Below are 16133 nucleotides of genomic sequence, written 5' to 3'. Positions count from 1 at the left end.
TGCTCAGGCGCCGTGCGCGGCCGCGTCGGCGTCACCACCGGTTCTGAGTTCGGCCGCGAATCCCGACCGCACGATCACCTCCAGAGGCTGCGGCTGCAGCGACTCGATGCGCAGCACGCCGCCGCGCGACAGGACGGCCTTGTGCACCTGCCGCAGCGCATCGAGGCCGGTCGCGTCCAGCGAAATCAGATGCATCGCATCGAGCACCACTGTCATGCCGCGGGGGGCGCGTTCGACGGCCTGCACGGTCGGGTCCAACTTGGCTGCCGCGCCGAAGAACAGCGTGCCGTAGAGCCTGAATGTCAGCACCGGCGGCTCCAGCGACACCATCTCGACGCTGAACAGCGTGCTCATGCGCCGGACAAAGAGCGCGCAGGCCAGCACGATGCCCACCTGCACCGCCACGGTGAGGTCGAACACGACCGTGAGGAAGAAGGTGCCCAGCATCAGCAGTCGGTAGTGGCGGCTGAAGCGCCGCAGCATGTACGGCGAGAACTCGCGCCACTCGCCCATGTTCCAGGCCACGAAGACGAGGATGCCCGCCAGGACCGCGAGCGGCACATGCTGCGCGAGCGGCGCAGCGACCAGCACGACCACCATCAGAGTGAGCGCATGCACGATGCCCGCGATGGGTGAACTCGCGCCCGCGCGCAGGTTGGTGATGGTCCGCGCAATCGTGCCGGTGGCCGGCATGCCGCCGAAGAAAGGCACGACAGTGTTGGCGATGCCCTGCGCCATCAGTTCCTGATTCGGATCGTGTCGCGGCAGCCCGCTGACCTGATCGGCCACTCGCGCGCACAACAGCGATTCGATGGCTCCGAGCATCGCGATGGTGAGCGTCGGCGTCACCAGTTGCTTGACCGTCTCCCATGTGAAATCGGGCAGCGCGAACCCCGGCACGCCACCGGGGATTCCGCCGAAGCGCGTGCCGATGGTCTCGACGGGCAGACTGAAGCCCCACGACACCAGCGTCAGCGTGATCAGCGCGACGATGGGCCCAGGCACGCGCGACCCCGCTCGGGCGGCGCGAGTGTCGGCCATGCGACCCAGCACGAAATGCACGGCGTGCCCGAAGCGCGTCTTGTCGTGCAGCAGATGCGGCCATGCGAACAGGCCGATGAGGCAGGCGAGGCCGAGCCCGAAGGCGTAGGGATTGAAGCTGCCGAGATTCGTTGCCAGCGTATGGATCTGCGAGAACATGTCGGCCGGCATCTTGGCAATCGAGAGGCCCAGCCAGTCCTTGATCTGCGAGATCAGGATCAGCGTCGCGATGCCGTTGGTGAAGCCGATCACGATCGACACCGGCACGTAGCGCACCAGCGTCCCGAGCCGAAACAGCCCCATGAGGAAGAGCAGCACGCCGGCGCAAGCGGTGGAGATCAGCAGGTTCGCGACGCCGTAGCGCTCGACGATGCCGTAGACGATCACGATGAAGGCGCCCGCCGGTCCGCCGATCTGCACCGCCGACCCGCCGAGCGCCGATATCAGGAAGCCCGCGATGATGGCGGTCCAGATGCCGGCTTCGGGCTTGAGCCCCGAGGCGATCGCGAAGGCCATGGCCAGCGGCAGCGCCACGATGCCCACCGTGGCGCCGGCGCCGAGATCCTTGAAGAAGCGTTCCTGGCTGTAGCCCGCGAGGGCGTCGATGAGCCGGGGACGGAAGCTCGCCAGCTTCAAGGGAGAGGTCATGGGCGCTATTGTGGACGCGCCCTGTGTTCAGTCCGAGTCGCCGGGTAGCACGGCATCGGCCGCTGCGCCCACCGCCTTGCCGGTGATGCGGGCCGTGCCGATCGCGGCATCGGCCGCGAGTCCGACAGCGCCCGCGCCGACGCTCACGGCCGTGCCCGCAACGCTCACCGCAGCGCCCGCCACCGCGCAGCCGCCGAGCGCAAGGCAAGTGACAGAAGCCACAACGAGCAATACGAAGCGATTCATGGCGATGACTCCTTGAGGCTCAACGTACGCGCATACCAGGCGTTGCGCCGGGCCATGGCTCGAGCACGTGGATGCCGGGGTTCGCCTTCTCGTCCGCATGGCTGGCGGCCAGCACCATGCCTTCCGAAATGCCGAACTTCATCTTGCGCGGCGCGAGGTTGGCGACCAGCACCGTGAGCTTGCCGATGAGCTGCTCGGGCTCGTAGACCGATGCGATGCCCGAGAACACATTGCGCGTCTTGCCTTCGCCGGCATCGAGCGTCAGGTGCAGCAGCTTGGTCGATCCCTCGACCTTCTGGCAGGCCACGATCTTGGCGATGCGCAGGTCGATCTTCACGAAGTCGTCGATGGTGATGGTCGGCGCAATGCCTTCGCCGCCCGGCAGTTGCGTTGCGCCGGCGGTAGCAGGTTCGGCGGCTGGCTCGGGCAGCTCGAAGAGCTGGTCGAGTTGCTTGACGTCGACGCGCTGCATCAGGTGCTTGTAGTCGTTGATCGCGTGGCCGGCGCCCAGCAGCCGGCCCGCATCGGCGAACAGCAGCGGCGCGCTGCCCAGGAAGGATTCGACCTGCCCCGCCAGCGCCGGCAGCACCGGCTTGAGGTAGATCGTCAGCAGGCGGAAGGCTTCGATGCAGGCTGTGCACACGTCGTGCAGGCGCGCTTCCATGCCTTCCTTCTTGGCGAGTTCCCAGGGCTTGTTCTGGTCGACGTACTCGTTGACCTTGTCGGCCAGCAGCATGATCTCGCGCAGGGCCCGTGCGTAGTCGCGCCCGTCGTAGAGCGCCTGCATCGACGCGGAGGCGGCCTGCAGCGTGGCCAGCAGCGCCGCGCCGTCGGCCGACACCGTGCCCAGCTTGCCGCCGAAGCGCTTGGCGATGAATCCCGCCGCACGGCTCGCGATGTTGATGTACTTGCCGATCAGGTCCGCGTTCACGCGGGCCATGAAGTCCTCGGCCGTGAAGTCGACGTCCTCGACCTTGGCATTGAGCTTGGCCGCGATGTAGTAGCGCAGCCATTCGGGGTTCATGCCGATCGAGAGGTACTTGAGCGGGTCGATGCCGGTGCCGCGGCTCTTGCTCATCTTCTCGCCGGAGACGGTGATGAAGCCGTGCACGTTCACCTGGCTAGGCGTCTTGCGCTCGCTGAACTGCAGCATTGCCGGCCAAAACAGCGTGTGGAAGTACACGATGTCCTTGCCGATGAAGTGCACCTGCTCCACCGCCGGATCGGCGACGAATTCGTCGAAGCTCTGCGAAGTGCGCGAGGGCTCGTGCCAGTGCTGGGCGGCCTGTCCCTTGTCGAAGTGGTTCTTCAGGCTGGCGAGATAGCCCACGGGCGCATCGAGCCACACGTAGAAGTACTTGCCCGGCGCATCGGGGATCTCGATCCCGAAGTAGGGCGCCTCGCGCGAGATGTCCCAGTCGGCCATGCCGGCCTCGAACCACTCGCTGGCCTTCTTCGCCATTTCGGGCTGCAGCTTGCCGTCCTGCGTCCAGCTCTTGAGGAAGTCGACGACTTTGGGGTCGGAGAGCTTGAAGAAGAAGTGCTCGGAACTGCGCAGTTCCGGCGTCGCGCCCGTGAGCGTCGAGGAGGGGTTGATGAGTTCGGTCGGCGAATAGACGCTGCTGCACACCTCGCAGGCGTCGCCGTACTGGTCCTTCGCGTGGCACACCGGGCATTCGCCCTTGATGTAGCGGTCGGGCAGGAACATGCCCTTCACCGGGTCGTAGAACTGCTCGATGGTGCGCGTGGCGATCATGCCGCCGGCCTTGAGCCTCTTGTAGATGCCCTGCGCGAGTTCGGTGTTCTCGCTGCTGTCGGTCGAGTGCCAGTTGTCGAAGCGGATGTGGAAGCCGTCCAGGTATTCCTTGCGGCCCGCGGCGATCTCGCCGACGAACTCCTGCGGCGTCTTGCCGGCCTTTTCAGCGGCGATCATGATCGGCGCGCCGTGCGCGTCGTCGGCACCCACGAAATGCACCATGTGGCCCTGCATGCGCTGGAACCGCACCCAGATGTCGGCCTGGATGTATTCCATGATGTGGCCGACGTGGAACTTGCCGTTGGCGTAGGGCAGGGCGGCGGTGACGAAGAGTTTGCGCTGGGACATCGCGAGGGGCGCTTTCGGGGGAGAGGAGGAAACTGCGGGACGGACTGCGGCTGGCGCGAGAGCCAGCGGGAGGAGCCGCATTTTAGGTGGCGGGCTATAGTCTTCGCGCCAACCCAGGTTCCCCCGTGATCACCGAGTTCGAAATCACCCTCGCCCAGCCAGCCGACGCGCAGGACATTGCGGAGCTGTCGCGGGATGCGATCGAGCGCGGTCTGTCGTGGCGCTGGACCGAACGGCGGGTGCGGCGCAGCATCCGCGACGAGGCGACCAACGTCGTGGTGGCCCGGAGGCAGGGCGTCCTGCGGGGCTTCGCGATCATGCAGTACGGGGACGACGACGCGCACATCTCGCTGTTCGCGGTGCAGGCCTCGCAGCGCCGCAGCGGACTCGGATCGGCCCTGCTGGCCTGGCTGGAAGCCACCGCGGGCGTTGCCGGCATCCGCACCATCCGCCTGGAGGCAAGGGCTGGCAATGTGGCGGCCAAGTCCTTCTACGGCCGCCACGGCTTCACGGAATTCGGCACGAGCCCGGGCTACTACGAAGACGTTGAGGACGCGGTGCGCATGGTCAAGCGGCTGGGGCCGGAGCCCTGACCGGCTGCCCGGCCGTCATGCGACGGCATGGGCGTCGCGCTCGCGGCGCCATGCTCCCGGCGGCTTTCCGACCAGGCGCTTGAAAGCCCGCACGAACGCAGCCTCGGAGTCATAGCCCACCTCGAGCGCGATTGTGGCGACCGTGTCGCGGGTCTCGATCAGCAGGCGCGCCGCCCGCTGCATGCGCCACTGCGTCAGGTACTGGATGGGCGGCATGCCGAGCATCAGGACGAAGCGTTCGTGCAGCGCCGAGCGCGACAGGCCGACCAGCCGTCCGAGTTCGTCGAGGGTCCAGTCGCGCGCCGGCTGCGCGTGCATCAGTGCCAGCGCACGGCCGACGAAGCGATCGCGAAGCCCCGCGAGCCACCCCGCGCTCTGTGCGGGAAGGTGATCGGCATAGCGCCGCACGGCATCGACGAACATCATCTCGCTCATGCGGGCCAGCATCGCCTCGCCGCCGGCACGCTGCGCATGCGACTCGGCCACCGCCTGCTGGGTGAACTTCGCGATCCATGCGTCCTCGTCGGTGGCGCGCAGGTGCAGCATGCGCGGCAGCGATTCGATCAGCGGGTTGAAAGGCTGCAGGTCGCAACCGAGAAAGCCGCAGACGATGTTTGTGTCCACCTCCGAATCCGGCAGCGCCGCGCGCAGGACGTTCTGACCGTTGTAGGCCAGGCGCAGCGGCAGCCGTTCGGCTTCCATGTCTGCGTACCAGTTGAAGTCGCTGTCGCCGCGCATCCCGGGAGCGCTCGACACGACGTGCGCATCCCCGTGCGGGAACATCACCACATCGCCGGCGAAGAGCTGGACGGACGGCCCCCCGGGAATGCCGGCCCAGCAGCTGCCCTGTGCGACGGCGTGGTATTCGATCACGTGGTCCACGCCGCGCATCAGCAGCGGCGCGAGCTCCCTCGCCGAAGGCGCCTCGGCCGCCCAGTCGCTGCTGGCGCTGATGCTGAAGAAGACGGCGCCGCGCAGACGCACGCCCTGCAGTACGTCCGACAGCGTGTCCTGGCTCATCCGGGTGTCACCGCGGGGTTTCGGTCCGTGCAACGCAAACGGCGGACGCCCAGTCAACTGTCGAGGACGCGGGGTGAAGCGCGGCAACAGGCAGGCAAGAAGAATGGACCCACCCCTCGCAACCGATGCGCGGCGGCCCGTTCTTCGATGCGTTCATACAGGAGCACTCCATGCAAACCGTGACCTACCTTACGCTGGACAAGGACGTCCGGCAAGTTCGGCAGCCGGACTTCTCGGCATTCGCAGCGCAGATCAGCGGCGGGGTCCTCGACGCCACCGACCCCGCCTATGACGAGGCGCGCAAGGTCTGGAACGGCAGCGTCGACCGGCGCCCCGCGTTGATCGCGAAGTGCCTGACGGAAGGCGACGTCCAGGCCGCGGTCCGCTTCGCCGCCGCGCATCGGATGCTGATCAGCGTGCGAGGCGGCGGCCACCACATCGCGGGCAACGCGGTCGCGGAGGGCGGCCTGATGCTCGACATGTCGGGCATGTCCGCGATCCACGTCGATACCGAGAAGCGAATCGCGCGTGTCGGTGCGGGCGCGCTGCTCAAGGATTTCGATCGCGAAGCGCAGGCGCACGGCTTGGCCACGCCGCTCGGCATCAATTCGACCACCGGCGTGGCGGGGCTCACGCTGGGCGGCGGCTTCGGCTGGTTGACGCGCCGCCATGGCATGACCGTCGACAACCTGCTGAGCGCCACCGTCGTGACCGCCGACGGCGCCGTGCGCGTCGCCTCGGCCACCTCGGAGCCCGACCTGTTTTGGGCCCTGCGCGGCGGCGGCGGCAATTTCGGCGTGGTGACCTCTTTCGAGTTCCGGCTCCACCCTGTCGGCCCCGAGTTGTACGCCGGCCTGGTCGTCTATCCGGCGACGCAGGGACAACAGGTGCTGCGCGCATGGCGCGACTTCACCACCCAGGCCCCCGACGAGCTGAGCGTCTGGGTGGTGCTGCGCAAGGCGCCTCCGCTGCCCTTCCTGCCCGAATCTGTCCATGGCACGAACGTCGTCGTCCTTCCGCTCGTGCACTGCGGCAGTGTCGAAGACGGGGAACGCGCCGCCGCGCCGGTGCTGCGCTTCGGCGAGCCAGTCGGCACCGCGCTGGGCCCGACGCCCTATGCCGGGTTCCAGACTGCCTTCGATCCACTGCTGACGCCGGGCGCCCGCAACTACTGGAAGTCGAACAACTTCAACACGCTCAGCAACGAGGCGCTGGACCTCGTCCTCGCGGCGGCCGAACGCGTGCCGGGGCCGGAATGCGAAATCTTCATGGCCCAGCTCGGCGGGGCCATGGCGCGCGTCAAGCAGGATGCGACCGCCTTTGCCGGCCGCGATGCCAACTACATCATGAATGTGCACGGTCGCTGGAGGGACGCGGGCGACGACGAGCGGGTGCGCGCCTGGGCGCGCGAGGTTTTCGAGGCCGCGGCGCGGCACGCCACCGGCAGTGGCTACGTCAACTTCCTGACCGAGGACGAGGCCGAGCGTGTCGCCGCCAGCTACGGTGCGAACCACGAACGCCTGCAGGCGGTGAAGCAGCGCTTCGATCCCGACAACCTGTTCCGGATGAACCTGAACATCGCCCCGGCCGCGTCGCCGCACCGGTAGGCCGGGCCATGAGCAGCATCGACGCACGCGGGTGCAGCGTCACCGGCGCCACACCCTCGGCCTTGGCCGCGTACGAGCGCTCGCTCGCCGCGTTCCAGAGCTGGCGCAGCGGCGTCGAGCCAGCACTTGCAGTCGCACTGCAGGAGGCGCCGGCCTTTGTGATGGCGCATGCCCTGCAGGCCTACCTGCTGCTCGGCAGCCGCGATCCACGCAAGGTGCGGCTGGCGCGGCCGGTGCTGGCACGCGCGGCCGGCCTTCCGGCCAATCCGCGCGAGCGGCTGCACCTGGCGGCCATCGCCGCGGCGCTCGGCGACGACTATGCAAGCGCCAAGACCCGGCTCGGCGAGGTGCTGAAGCAGCATCCGCTGGATGTGCTCGCACTGCAGGTGGTTCACATGCTCGATCACGTCACAGGCGACGTCGCCCGCATGCACGACCGCGTGGCGTCGGTCATGCCCGCCTGGTCGCGCGATCTGCCGGGCCATCACGCGGTGCTGGCCATGCATGCCTTCAGCCTCGAGGAAAGCGGCGAGTACGGACGCGCCGAGGATGTCGCCTGCGCTGCGCTGGCCCTGAACCCGTTGGACGCCCGGGCGCACCATGCGATGGCCCATGTCTTCGAGATGTCCGAACGAGTCGACGCGGGCTTGCGCTGGATGAACGCGCACCGTGACTTCTGGAGCGTCGATACCGTCGTCGCCACGCACGGCTGGTGGCACGTGGCACTGTTCCACGTTGCGCAGCGCCGCTTCGAAGAGGCGCTGGGGCTGTACGACCAGCGGGTGCGCGCCCAGCCGTCCTGCGAGATAGCGGACCTGATCGACGCCTCCGCGCTGTTGTGGCGGCTCGAACTGGCGGGGGGTGACCCGGGCCGGCGCTGGGCCGAGCTCGCGACGGCCTGGGGCGCCTACATCGACGACGGCTTCTGCAGCTTCAATGATCTGCACGCCATGCTGGCATTCGTCGGCGCCCGCGACTGGGATCGTTCACGGCAACTCGAACGGGCGCTGGTCAGGTCACAGGCGCTGCCGACGCGCCACGGCGAATCGACGCGGCAGGTCGGCTTGCCGTCGTGCCGGGCGCTGATTGCTTTCGGACACGGCAACGACACGCTCGCGATCACGCTACTGGCGAGCCTGCCGGAGCTGGCGCACCGGCTCGGCGGGAGCCACGCGCAGCGCGATGTGCTGAACCTGACCTTGCTCAGGGCCGTCGAGCGCATCCGCAGGCCGGCTCGGAGAAGGCCGCGCCCAGAAAAAAGCCCCCTTGCATTGCTGCGCGGGGGCTAATCCATCGAAGGAACGATGGAGGAGACAACTGGGATCTGTCTGTCAGTGAAGCTCGTCCAGCTTCTTCGAGGTCACATAACCAGAAGCAACGACGCCAGCTACGGCAACAAGGCAGAGAAAAACGGTGAACATTGGGAACTCCAGAATGAGTGCGTTGCCTCGATTATAGGGTAAACCCTAGTTTCGTGCTGAGGAGCAATGAAAGCCAGTGCGCGCACCCCGTCAGATGTCGATCTGCGCCGGCGCGTCGTCCGCCAGCGCCTGCTCCACCACGCCGCGCGGCAGCGTCGGCGCAAACGACTCGATGAAGGCGTGCACGTAGCCGCGCAGGTAGTTGCCACGCCGCACCGCCAGTTTGGTGAGGTTGATGCCGAACAGCTCGCCTGCATCGAGCGCGCGCAGCTGCGTGTCGCGCTCGGCCTCGTAGGCAATGCCGGCGACGATGCCGACGCCCATGCCGAGCTGCACGTAGGTCTTGATCACGTCCGCATCCATCGCGGTCAGCACGATGTTCGGCGCCAGCCCCTGGTCCTCGAAGGCCTTGTCGATACGCGTGCGGCCGGTGAAGCCGGTGTCGTAGGTGATCAGCGGATAGCGCCCGAGCGCATCGAGCGTGAGCGGCGCGTCGAGCAGCGCATGCCCCGGCGGCACGATCACCGAGTGCGTCCAGCGGTAGCAGGGCAGGGCCACGAGCTGCGGGTAGTCGCCCAGCGCCTCGGTCGCGATGCCGACGTCGACCTCGCCGCTCAGCAGCATCTGCGCGATCTGCTTCGGCGAACCCTGGTGGAGATGCAGCTTCACGTTCGGAAAATGCAATCGAAACTCCTGCACCGCGACCGGCAATGCATAGCGCGCCTGCGAATGCGTGGCCGCGACCGAGAGCAGGCCGCTCTGGCGCGCGACGAACTCCTGCCCCGCGTGCCTGAGGTTGGTGCTCTCCATCAGCATGCGCTCGATGATGGGAAGCACATGCCCGCCGGGCTCCGTGAGGCCGGTGAGCCGCTTGCCGGCACGTACGAAGAGTTCAATGCCCAGCTCCTCCTCCAGTTCGCGGATCTGCCGGCTCACGCCGGGCTGTGAGGTGTGGAGCGTGTGGGCGACTTCGGTGAGGTTGAAGCCGCAGCGAACGGCCTCGCGCACCGAGCGCAGTTGTTGGAAATTCATGATGCTCGAACGAAAAACGGCGCCCCCAGGGGCGTGTCGGGCCATTGTCCGCAGAGGCATCAGATCGGGGAACGACCGATTCGTTGATTCCAAATAGGAAAATCATCTTTGGCCGGGACGTGGGGCATCAGGCGCTGGTCGCAAAGCCGGCGTCGAAAGTCGGGCGCACGTCCAGCGGCTGCTTGATGAGCCCCACCTGGTGATAGAAGTCCGCCGTGCGCTGCTGATCGGCGATCACCTGCCCGTCGATGGGCACCCAGTTCTGCTGGCGGCGCTCGAATTGCAGCTTCGCGGCCTCGGGCGGAATGCCGATGATGCGTGCGAGCGTGGCGGAGAAGGCGTCCACGTTGCGGTACGACCAGGCTTGGGCCTTCACCACCCGCTGCAGGAAGTCCTGCAGCACCGGCCGCTTGGCTGCGATCGCCGCATCGGTCGCAGCCAGGTAGCTCAGGCCCGGCAGCAGGCCGCGCCCACTCACCAGCACCCGCGCGTGGTGGCTGGTCTCGGCCAGCGCGGTGTAGGGCTCCCAGGTCGCCCAGGCGTCGACCGAGCCTTGCGTCAGCGCAAGCTTGGCATCGGCGGGTGCGAGGAAGCGGAAGTTGACGTCCTCCGGCTTCAGGCCAGCGGTGGTGATGGCTTTGAGCGTGACGTAGTGGCCGATGGAGCCGCGGTTCGTCGCGATGCTCTTGCCCTTGAGATCGGCCGCGGTCTTCAGCGGCGAATCCGGCCGCACCAGAACGGCCGTGCCGTAGGAGTCGGACCGGTTCGCACCGATGGCCTTGACTCGCGTGCCGGCCGCGAGCGCGAAGATCAGCGGCGCATCGCCGATCGGGCCCGAGTCCACGGCGCCTGCATTGAGCGCCTCGGCCAGCGGCGCGGCGGCCGGGAATTCCGACCATTGGATGTCGTAGGCCAGGCCCTCCAGTCCCCCTGCCGCTTCGAGCAGCGCACGCAGGCCGCCTTTCTGGTCGCCTGCCTTGAGCACTGGGCGCGATTGCGCATGCAGCAGGGCCGTCGGCAAGGCCAGCGCCGTTGCGCCGGCGAGGGTGTGGGTGATGAATTGACGGCGGGATGCCTGTGTCATGAAAGGACTCCTTGAAAGATGGAAGTGCGGAAGAGGTCAGTGGACGAAGCCGCCCTTGAGGAAACGCACGGGCTCGGCATCCATGCGAGCGATCAGCGCACTCAGGCCGTCGGCGGGCGCCGGGTCGTCCTGCGTGCTGCCGGGCCCGGTGGCGGTGCGGCACAGCAGGTCGTCTTCCGACCAGCCGGCGGCGCCCGGCGCACTGCGCGCGCGCAGCCAGCCATCGCGGTCCGCCAGCAGTTGCGTGCCGGCCAGTCGGTCGGTGCCGGCGATCAATGCGAACGCCTCCCACGCCGCGGGTGAATCAATCACGCAGCCCGCCACGCGCGGCAGTGCCGCGACCGCAGAGGCTTGAAGTTGCATGGTGACCATGCGCGGGTCTTCGAGCGGGGCGGTCGCTGAACCCGCGGCAACGATGCGCAGGCGCTGTCCACGCCAAGCCGAGAGTGGACGCGGTTCACGGCCTTCGCAACGGACGACGACGTCGGGCAGGCCGATGGGCTGGCTCCAGACGCCGGTCGCGCGCAGGCTCTGCCCGGCACTCTGGGCTTTCGTGAAGTCGATCAGCGCCCATGCCTCGCTGTCTGCAAGTCGATCGAAGGCCGGCATGGTCGATGTCCCATGCCGGTCCTTCGTGCCGTGGAGCATGCGCCACAGCAGATCGCCATCGGCGCGCCGCCACAGCAAGGGCCCGGCAAGGTTCGGAGGCCACACCGGCTGCGACGCGGCCAGCGGACCCTGTCCTCGGCCATCGACGCCGTGGCATCCAACGCAATGCTTCGCATAGAGCGCGTGGCCCTGCGCGATGGATGCGGCGCTGAAGCCAGTGGGCGAGCGATGAAAGCTCGTGGGATACGCAGGCACGAGCACTATCTCAGGTTGTGGCCATGGCGCGAGAACCAGCAGCAATGGCACCGTTGCGAGCAGGAGCCATCGACGCCGACGCCACGCCAGCGCGGCCAGAAGCAGGAGCGCGACGAGCGCCAGCACCACGAGCGTCAACGCCAAGCGCCGCGCCTGCCCGAGATCGATCAGCAGGTTCTCGCCCGACAGCCGGAGCGCCCACGGCCACGCGGGTTGCCCATGACTTGAGCCGACCAGCCCCAGCCACGCCAGCAGGCGCAGCAAGCTCAGTTGCACGCCCTGCAGCAGCCCGATCAATGGATTCAGCCATTCGGCATCCGCCAGCGCGCTCATGCCTCAGGGCAAGCAACCGTCACCACGTCGCGTCCAGGCCGAGATGGCGAAGCGCTTCATGTCGAAGCTCGGCCAACCTGGGGTGACCCCGATGCCGTGGATAGGGCAGATCGACCACGAGTTCCGCGGAAATGCGCGCGGGCCGGTCGCTCAACACGATCACGCGGTTGGCGAGGAAGAGCGCCTCTTCGACGTCATGCGTCACCAGCAGCGCCGAGAAGCCGGCGCGCTGCCACAGGCTCACCAGCTCGCTCTGCATCGCGATGCGCGTGAGCGAATCGAGCTTGCCCAGCGGTTCGTCGAGCACCAGCAGGCGCGGGTCATTGACCAGCGCGCGGGCGAGCGCGACGCGCTGCGCCATGCCGCCCGACAACTGATGGGGAAAGCTCTTGGCGAACTCGCTGAGCCCTACCAGATTGAGCGCATCGTCGACGCGCGAGCGCTGCGTCTTGAGCAGCCCGCGTGCCTGCAAGCCCAGCGCGACGTTGTCCCAGACGCTGCGCCACGGGTAGAGCGTCGGGTCCTGGAACACGACGATGCGCGACGGATCCGGCCGCGTGATGGGCTCGCCGTCCTGCGTGATGGTGCCGGCGGTAGCGGGTTCGAGCCCCGCGACGAGCCTCAGCAAGGTCGACTTGCCGCAGCCGCTGGGCCCCAGCAGCGCGACGAACTCGCCGGGCCGCACCTCCAGGTCGATGCCATCGAGCACCTGCAGCACGCCGGTCGGCAGCTTGAACCAGTGACTGACGTCGCCGATGTCGATGTGCGCGCCGGCGTGGGCGGTCGGCGCGGGTGCGCGGTTCGTCGTGGTGACTGCGGCGTCTACCATTTGACGGTCCCCTTCTGCCACGACAGCGCACGGTCGCGCACTGCGAAGAGCAGCGTGATCAGCCCCGAGCACAGCACCGCCATCACCAGCAGCGCCGCGTACATGTTGGCGTAGGCCGCCCAGCCTTGCGCCCATTGCAGGTACCAGCCGAGGCCGGCCTTCACGCCCATCATCTCGGCGGTGACCAGCACCGAGAACGATGCGCCGAGGCCCATGAACAGACCGACGAAGACCTGCGGCAGCGCGGCTGGTATGGCGACGCGCAGCACCAGGAACCACTCGGGCGCACCCAGCGTGCGCGCCACGTCGTAGTAGTTCTTGTTGACGGAGGCCACGCCCGACCAGCTCAGCACCGCGACGGGAAAGAAAGTCGCGAGCCCGACCAGGAACACGGCCGCCGCGTAGCTCGACGGCGCGAAGAAGAAGGCCAGCGGCAGCAACGCCGAGGCCGGCACTGGCCCGAGGAAGCGCAACAGCGGATGCACCCAGTAGCCCGCGATGCGCGACCAGCCGATCCACACCCCGGTCGCAAACCCCACCAGCGCGCCGAGCACGAAGCCATGCGCGAGCAGCCGCAGCGAATGCGCGGTCGAGAGGCCGAGCCGGCTCCAGTCCTCGTAGGCGACGTCGAGCAGGCTTTGTGGCGGCGCGAAGAAGGGCGGTGGCAGCACGCCGAGCTTCGCGGTCAGCACTTCCCACAGCGCGAGGAGCAGCGGCGCGGCGATGAGCCAATGGCCGGCAGGTCGCAACTTGCGGCCGATGCGGCCTGCGCGGGCGCCGAGCAACGCGACCACCAGCAGCAGCGCCGCGACGGCGATCGCGCCGGCACCGAACTCCTGCGTGAAGTTCCAGTCGCTGAAGCCGACCTCGCGGTTCGGCCAGGAGAGGGTCAGCGCGCCGAGCGCGAGCCATGCCGTCGCCGCGACGATGCCCGTGCGCCAGACGCCGGCGACCGCAGGCTCGCGCAGCACGGCGGGCGTGGCGATGGCCGGCGCGTCGCGTCGGGCGTGCACGCGCGGCGCGGCATGAGGCCGCGCCGCGCCCAGGATGTTCTCGGCCGTCGTCATGCCAGCACGTCCACCGACACGTGGTTCGCGAGCCGCGCCGGATCGGTGCTCTGCTTCAGCACGCCGACCGATCGGAAGTCGCGCGCATAGAACTCCACCTCGTCGCGCAGGTTCTTGCCGACCGGGTGGTGCGCGTGGGTCAGCGTGCCCAGCAGCGCCTGCAGGTCCTCGACCGGCACCTTCGGCGAATACTTCGCGAAGAGCCTGGCCGATTCGTTCGGGTTCTCCGCCACGAAGTCCGAGGCTTGCACGATGGAGCGCACCAGCGCCGCCACTACCGGCCGTTCCTTGCGCACCAGCTCGCCGCGCGCGCCGACGATGCAGCAGACCTTGTCCTTGTATTCGCCGGAGAGGTTCGATGCCAGCTCCAGGTAGCGGCCCTTGTTGCGCTTCTCGATCAGGTAGAGCGTCGGGTCGCCATCCGCGATCGCCTGGATCTCGCCCTTGTTGACCGCGATGTCGAGCAGGTCGGCGGGGTACTGGCGCCAGGTCACGTCCTTGTCGGCATCGATGCCGTTCTTCTTGAGCAGGATCGAGAAGAAGTTCTTGCCGGGGCTCGCGATGTCCGACACGCCGATCGTCTTGCCCTTGAGCTTCTGCAGGTCGGTGACGCCAGCCTCCTTGACGCCCACGAGCCGAACGCAGCCCCCGTGCGAGCTGCCGACGATCTTCACGTCGAAGCCCGATTCGAGCGGCTTGAGCCAGCGGTGGATCATGCCTACCGCCGCATCGGCCTTGGCCGTGGCCAGCGATTCGAGCAACTGGTCGGTCGAGCCCGTGTAGTTGATGAGTTCGACCTGCAGTCCGTTCTTCTCGAAGATGCCGCGCTCCTGCGCGACCACCACGGGCGAAAGGCAGAAGGCCGATGCATTCCACGCGAAGTTCAGCTTGCGCTGCTGCGACCAGGCGCGCGTGGCGATCAGGCCGCTGGATGCAATGACGGCCGCGGCGGCGCCGCCGGCGCGCAGCACGCCGCGGCGCGAAAGGGATTTGTTGTTCATGGTGGGGAGAAGCTCGCAGCGGGGTTGCGGTCAGGCGGCCTTGCGTTGCGCAGCCAGGCGCTGCGCCACCAGCTCGCGCGTGCGCGGAATCAGTTCGCGCCCGTAGTCGATGGCGTCCTCGAGCGGGTCGAAGCCGCGGATGAGGAAGGTGGTCACACCCAGCTCGTAGTAGTCGAGCAGGGCGTCGGCCACCTGCTCGGGCGTGCCGACCAGCGCAGTGCTGTTCGAGCGGCCGCCGATCTCCTGCGCAACCGCCGTCCACAGGCGCTTGTCGAGTCGCGTGCCCTTTTCGGCCGCGGCGAGCAGCCGCCTGGCGCCTTCGCTCTGCTGCGGGCCGCCGCGTCCGAAGCCCTGCACGACGCGAAGGCGGCGTGTCTCCGCGAGGATGCTGTCGGCGCGCTCCCAGGCCTTCTCCTCGGTCTCCGCCAGGATCGGGCGGAACGACACCGAGAAGCGCACGCTGCGCCCGTGCTTAGCCGCCTCCGACCGCACGCGGCCGGTCAGTTCGCGCGCCTGGTCGAGCGATTCGCCCCATAGCGCATACACGTCCGCATGCTTCCCGGCGACCGGAATCGCGGCCTCCGAAGCGCCGCCGAAGTACACCGGCACGTGCGGCTTGCCGTTGAGCGACTGTGCCGGCTTCACCTCCGAGAAGGCATCCTTGAAGCGGTAGTGCGCACCTTCATGGTCGAAGGGCCTGTCGCTGGTCCACACCTGGCGCAGCACGTCGAGGTATTCGTCGGTGCGGGCATAGCGCTGGTCGTGGTCGAGCCAGTCCCCGTCGCGCTTCTGCTCGTCATCCGAGCCACCGGAGATGTAGTGCACGCCGAGTCGGCCGCCGCTGAACTGGTCGAGCGAGGCGAACTGTCGCGCGGCAAGCGTCGGCGCGACGAAGCCGGGCCGGTGCGCCAGCATGAAATGGATGCGCTCGGTGACGGATGCGGCGTAGGCCACGGTCAGTGTGGCATCGGGGCTGGTGGAGTGGTGCGGCACCAGCACCCGGTCGAAGCCGGCCTGCTCGTGGGCCTGCGCGAAGGCGCGCACGTAGTCGCGGTCGATCGCGGGGCCGCGCGCGGGATGGATTTCCGAAACCTTCTGGGCCTGGATCATTCCGATGAATTCGATGTCGCTCATGGCTGCTCGTGCCTTCCGTTCGTCTAGAGGAAAGGCGTGACCGTAAGGCGCGCGTCTTCGAAAGCGAACGCAGGAAAACGAGTTTGGATATGCGGCTTCCGTCGTTTTC

General features: G+C 67.9%; 14 protein-coding genes. 3 read left to right on the top strand and 11 right to left on the bottom strand.

Translation table 11 applies throughout. The annotated features are described in order from the left end of the window. Positions 1-3 precede the first annotated feature (3 nt). Genes QTI24_RS17175 through metG form a run of 3 tightly spaced genes read right to left on the bottom strand, consistent with a single transcriptional unit; the run spans position 4 to position 4039 of the window. On the bottom strand, positions 4-1689 hold the full coding sequence (locus QTI24_RS17175; protein ID WP_286602036.1) for a SulP family inorganic anion transporter: 1686 nt from the start codon (positions 1687-1689) through the stop codon (positions 4-6). Between the two features lie 27 nt (positions 1690-1716). Further along, positions 1717-1935 carry a hypothetical protein gene (locus QTI24_RS17170; protein ID WP_286602034.1) on the bottom strand — a complete coding sequence of 73 codons (219 nt, stop codon included), beginning with the start codon at positions 1933-1935 and terminating at the stop codon, positions 1717-1719. A gap of 19 nt (positions 1936-1954) precedes the next feature. Beyond that, entirely contained in the window at positions 1955-4039 is a 2085-nt protein-coding gene (metG, locus tag QTI24_RS17165) for a methionine--tRNA ligase (protein WP_286602032.1), read from the bottom strand. Between the two features lie 125 nt (positions 4040-4164). On the opposite strand from metG, the gene QTI24_RS17160 reads away from it, so the two are divergent. Continuing rightward, the gene (locus tag QTI24_RS17160; protein WP_286602030.1) at positions 4165-4632 is read left to right on the top strand and encodes a GNAT family N-acetyltransferase; all 468 of its coding nucleotides are present in this window, start codon (positions 4165-4167) and stop codon (positions 4630-4632) included. Between the two features lie 15 nt (positions 4633-4647). Here the strand turns inward: QTI24_RS17160 and QTI24_RS17155 are convergent, their stop codons facing one another. Then, entirely contained in the window at positions 4648-5652 is a 1005-nt protein-coding gene (locus QTI24_RS17155; RefSeq protein ID WP_286602029.1) for an AraC family transcriptional regulator, read from the bottom strand. 170 nt (positions 5653-5822) lie between these two features. Here QTI24_RS17155 and QTI24_RS17150 point away from each other — a divergent pair, with 170 nt between their 5' ends. After that, positions 5823-7259: an FAD-binding oxidoreductase gene (locus QTI24_RS17150; protein ID WP_286602028.1), complete on the top strand. Its 1437-nt coding sequence runs from the start codon at positions 5823-5825 to the stop codon at positions 7257-7259. Positions 7260-7267: 8 nt separating this feature from the next. Further along, a complete protein-coding gene (locus QTI24_RS17145; RefSeq protein ID WP_286602027.1) occupies positions 7268-8548 on the top strand; it encodes a tetratricopeptide repeat protein in 1281 nt (426 codons plus the stop codon). A gap of 222 nt (positions 8549-8770) precedes the next feature. On the opposite strand, the gene QTI24_RS17140 is transcribed toward QTI24_RS17145, so the two are convergent. From QTI24_RS17140 to QTI24_RS17110, 7 genes are all read right to left on the bottom strand, one after another. Next, the gene (locus tag QTI24_RS17140; protein ID WP_286602025.1) at positions 8771-9712 is read right to left on the bottom strand and encodes a CysB family HTH-type transcriptional regulator; all 942 of its coding nucleotides are present in this window, start codon (positions 9710-9712) and stop codon (positions 8771-8773) included. A gap of 127 nt (positions 9713-9839) precedes the next feature. Next, on the bottom strand, positions 9840-10796 hold the full coding sequence (locus QTI24_RS17135) for an ABC transporter substrate-binding protein (RefSeq protein WP_286602023.1): 957 nt from the start codon (positions 10794-10796) through the stop codon (positions 9840-9842). Positions 10797-10832: 36 nt separating this feature from the next. Next, the gene (locus tag QTI24_RS17130; RefSeq protein ID WP_286602022.1) at positions 10833-11993 is read right to left on the bottom strand and encodes a c-type cytochrome; all 1161 of its coding nucleotides are present in this window, start codon (positions 11991-11993) and stop codon (positions 10833-10835) included. Between the two features lie 19 nt (positions 11994-12012). Next, positions 12013-12822: an ABC transporter ATP-binding protein gene (locus QTI24_RS17125; RefSeq protein WP_286602020.1), complete on the bottom strand. Its 810-nt coding sequence runs from the start codon at positions 12820-12822 to the stop codon at positions 12013-12015. Next, positions 12816-13889, bottom strand: a complete 1074-nt coding sequence (locus QTI24_RS17120; RefSeq protein WP_286602018.1) for an ABC transporter permease — start codon at positions 13887-13889, stop codon at positions 12816-12818. The genes QTI24_RS17125 and QTI24_RS17120 overlap by 7 nt, the downstream gene beginning before the upstream one ends. After that, entirely contained in the window at positions 13886-14890 is a 1005-nt protein-coding gene (locus QTI24_RS17115; protein WP_286602016.1) for an ABC transporter substrate-binding protein, read from the bottom strand. The genes QTI24_RS17120 and QTI24_RS17115 overlap by 4 nt, the downstream gene beginning before the upstream one ends. Before the next feature lie 30 nt (positions 14891-14920). After that, a complete protein-coding gene (locus QTI24_RS17110; protein ID WP_286602014.1) occupies positions 14921-16024 on the bottom strand; it encodes an LLM class flavin-dependent oxidoreductase in 1104 nt (367 codons plus the stop codon). Positions 16025-16133: the final 109 nt, after the last annotated feature.

This window comes from Variovorax sp. J22P240, from assembly GCF_030316855.1.
In the GTDB taxonomy this organism is placed as follows: Bacteria; Pseudomonadota; Gammaproteobacteria; order Burkholderiales; family Burkholderiaceae_C; genus Variovorax.
Note: the sequence above shows the minus strand (reverse complement) of the source record. Positions and strands in the feature narration are given on the sequence as shown.

What these genes read in the sequence shown, in the direction of transcription:
- QTI24_RS17130 (WP_286602022.1), bottom strand. Translation starts at nt 11,993, where the DNA reads ATGAGCGCGCTGGCGGATGCCGAATGGCTGAATCCATTGATCGGGCTG.
- QTI24_RS17155 (WP_286602029.1), bottom strand. Translation starts at nt 5,652, where the DNA reads ATGAGCCAGGACACGCTGTCGGACGTACTGCAGGGCGTGCGTCTGCGC.
- QTI24_RS17145 (WP_286602027.1), top strand. Translation starts at nt 7,268, where the DNA reads ATGAGCAGCATCGACGCACGCGGGTGCAGCGTCACCGGCGCCACACCC.
- QTI24_RS17115 (WP_286602016.1), bottom strand. Translation starts at nt 14,890, where the DNA reads ATGAACAACAAATCCCTTTCGCGCCGCGGCGTGCTGCGCGCCGGCGGC.
- QTI24_RS17125 (WP_286602020.1), bottom strand. Translation starts at nt 12,822, where the DNA reads ATGGTAGACGCCGCAGTCACCACGACGAACCGCGCACCCGCGCCGACC.
- metG (WP_286602032.1), bottom strand. Translation starts at nt 4,039, where the DNA reads ATGTCCCAGCGCAAACTCTTCGTCACCGCCGCCCTGCCCTACGCCAAC.
- QTI24_RS17170 (WP_286602034.1), bottom strand. Translation starts at nt 1,935, where the DNA reads ATGAATCGCTTCGTATTGCTCGTTGTGGCTTCTGTCACTTGCCTTGCG.
- QTI24_RS17120 (WP_286602018.1), bottom strand. Translation starts at nt 13,889, where the DNA reads ATGACGACGGCCGAGAACATCCTGGGCGCGGCGCGGCCTCATGCCGCG.
- QTI24_RS17150 (WP_286602028.1), top strand. Translation starts at nt 5,823, where the DNA reads ATGCAAACCGTGACCTACCTTACGCTGGACAAGGACGTCCGGCAAGTT.
- QTI24_RS17135 (WP_286602023.1), bottom strand. Translation starts at nt 10,796, where the DNA reads ATGACACAGGCATCCCGCCGTCAATTCATCACCCACACCCTCGCCGGC.
- QTI24_RS17175 (WP_286602036.1), bottom strand. Translation starts at nt 1,689, where the DNA reads ATGACCTCTCCCTTGAAGCTGGCGAGCTTCCGTCCCCGGCTCATCGAC.
- QTI24_RS17140 (WP_286602025.1), bottom strand. Translation starts at nt 9,712, where the DNA reads ATGAATTTCCAACAACTGCGCTCGGTGCGCGAGGCCGTTCGCTGCGGC.
- QTI24_RS17110 (WP_286602014.1), bottom strand. Translation starts at nt 16,024, where the DNA reads ATGAGCGACATCGAATTCATCGGAATGATCCAGGCCCAGAAGGTTTCG.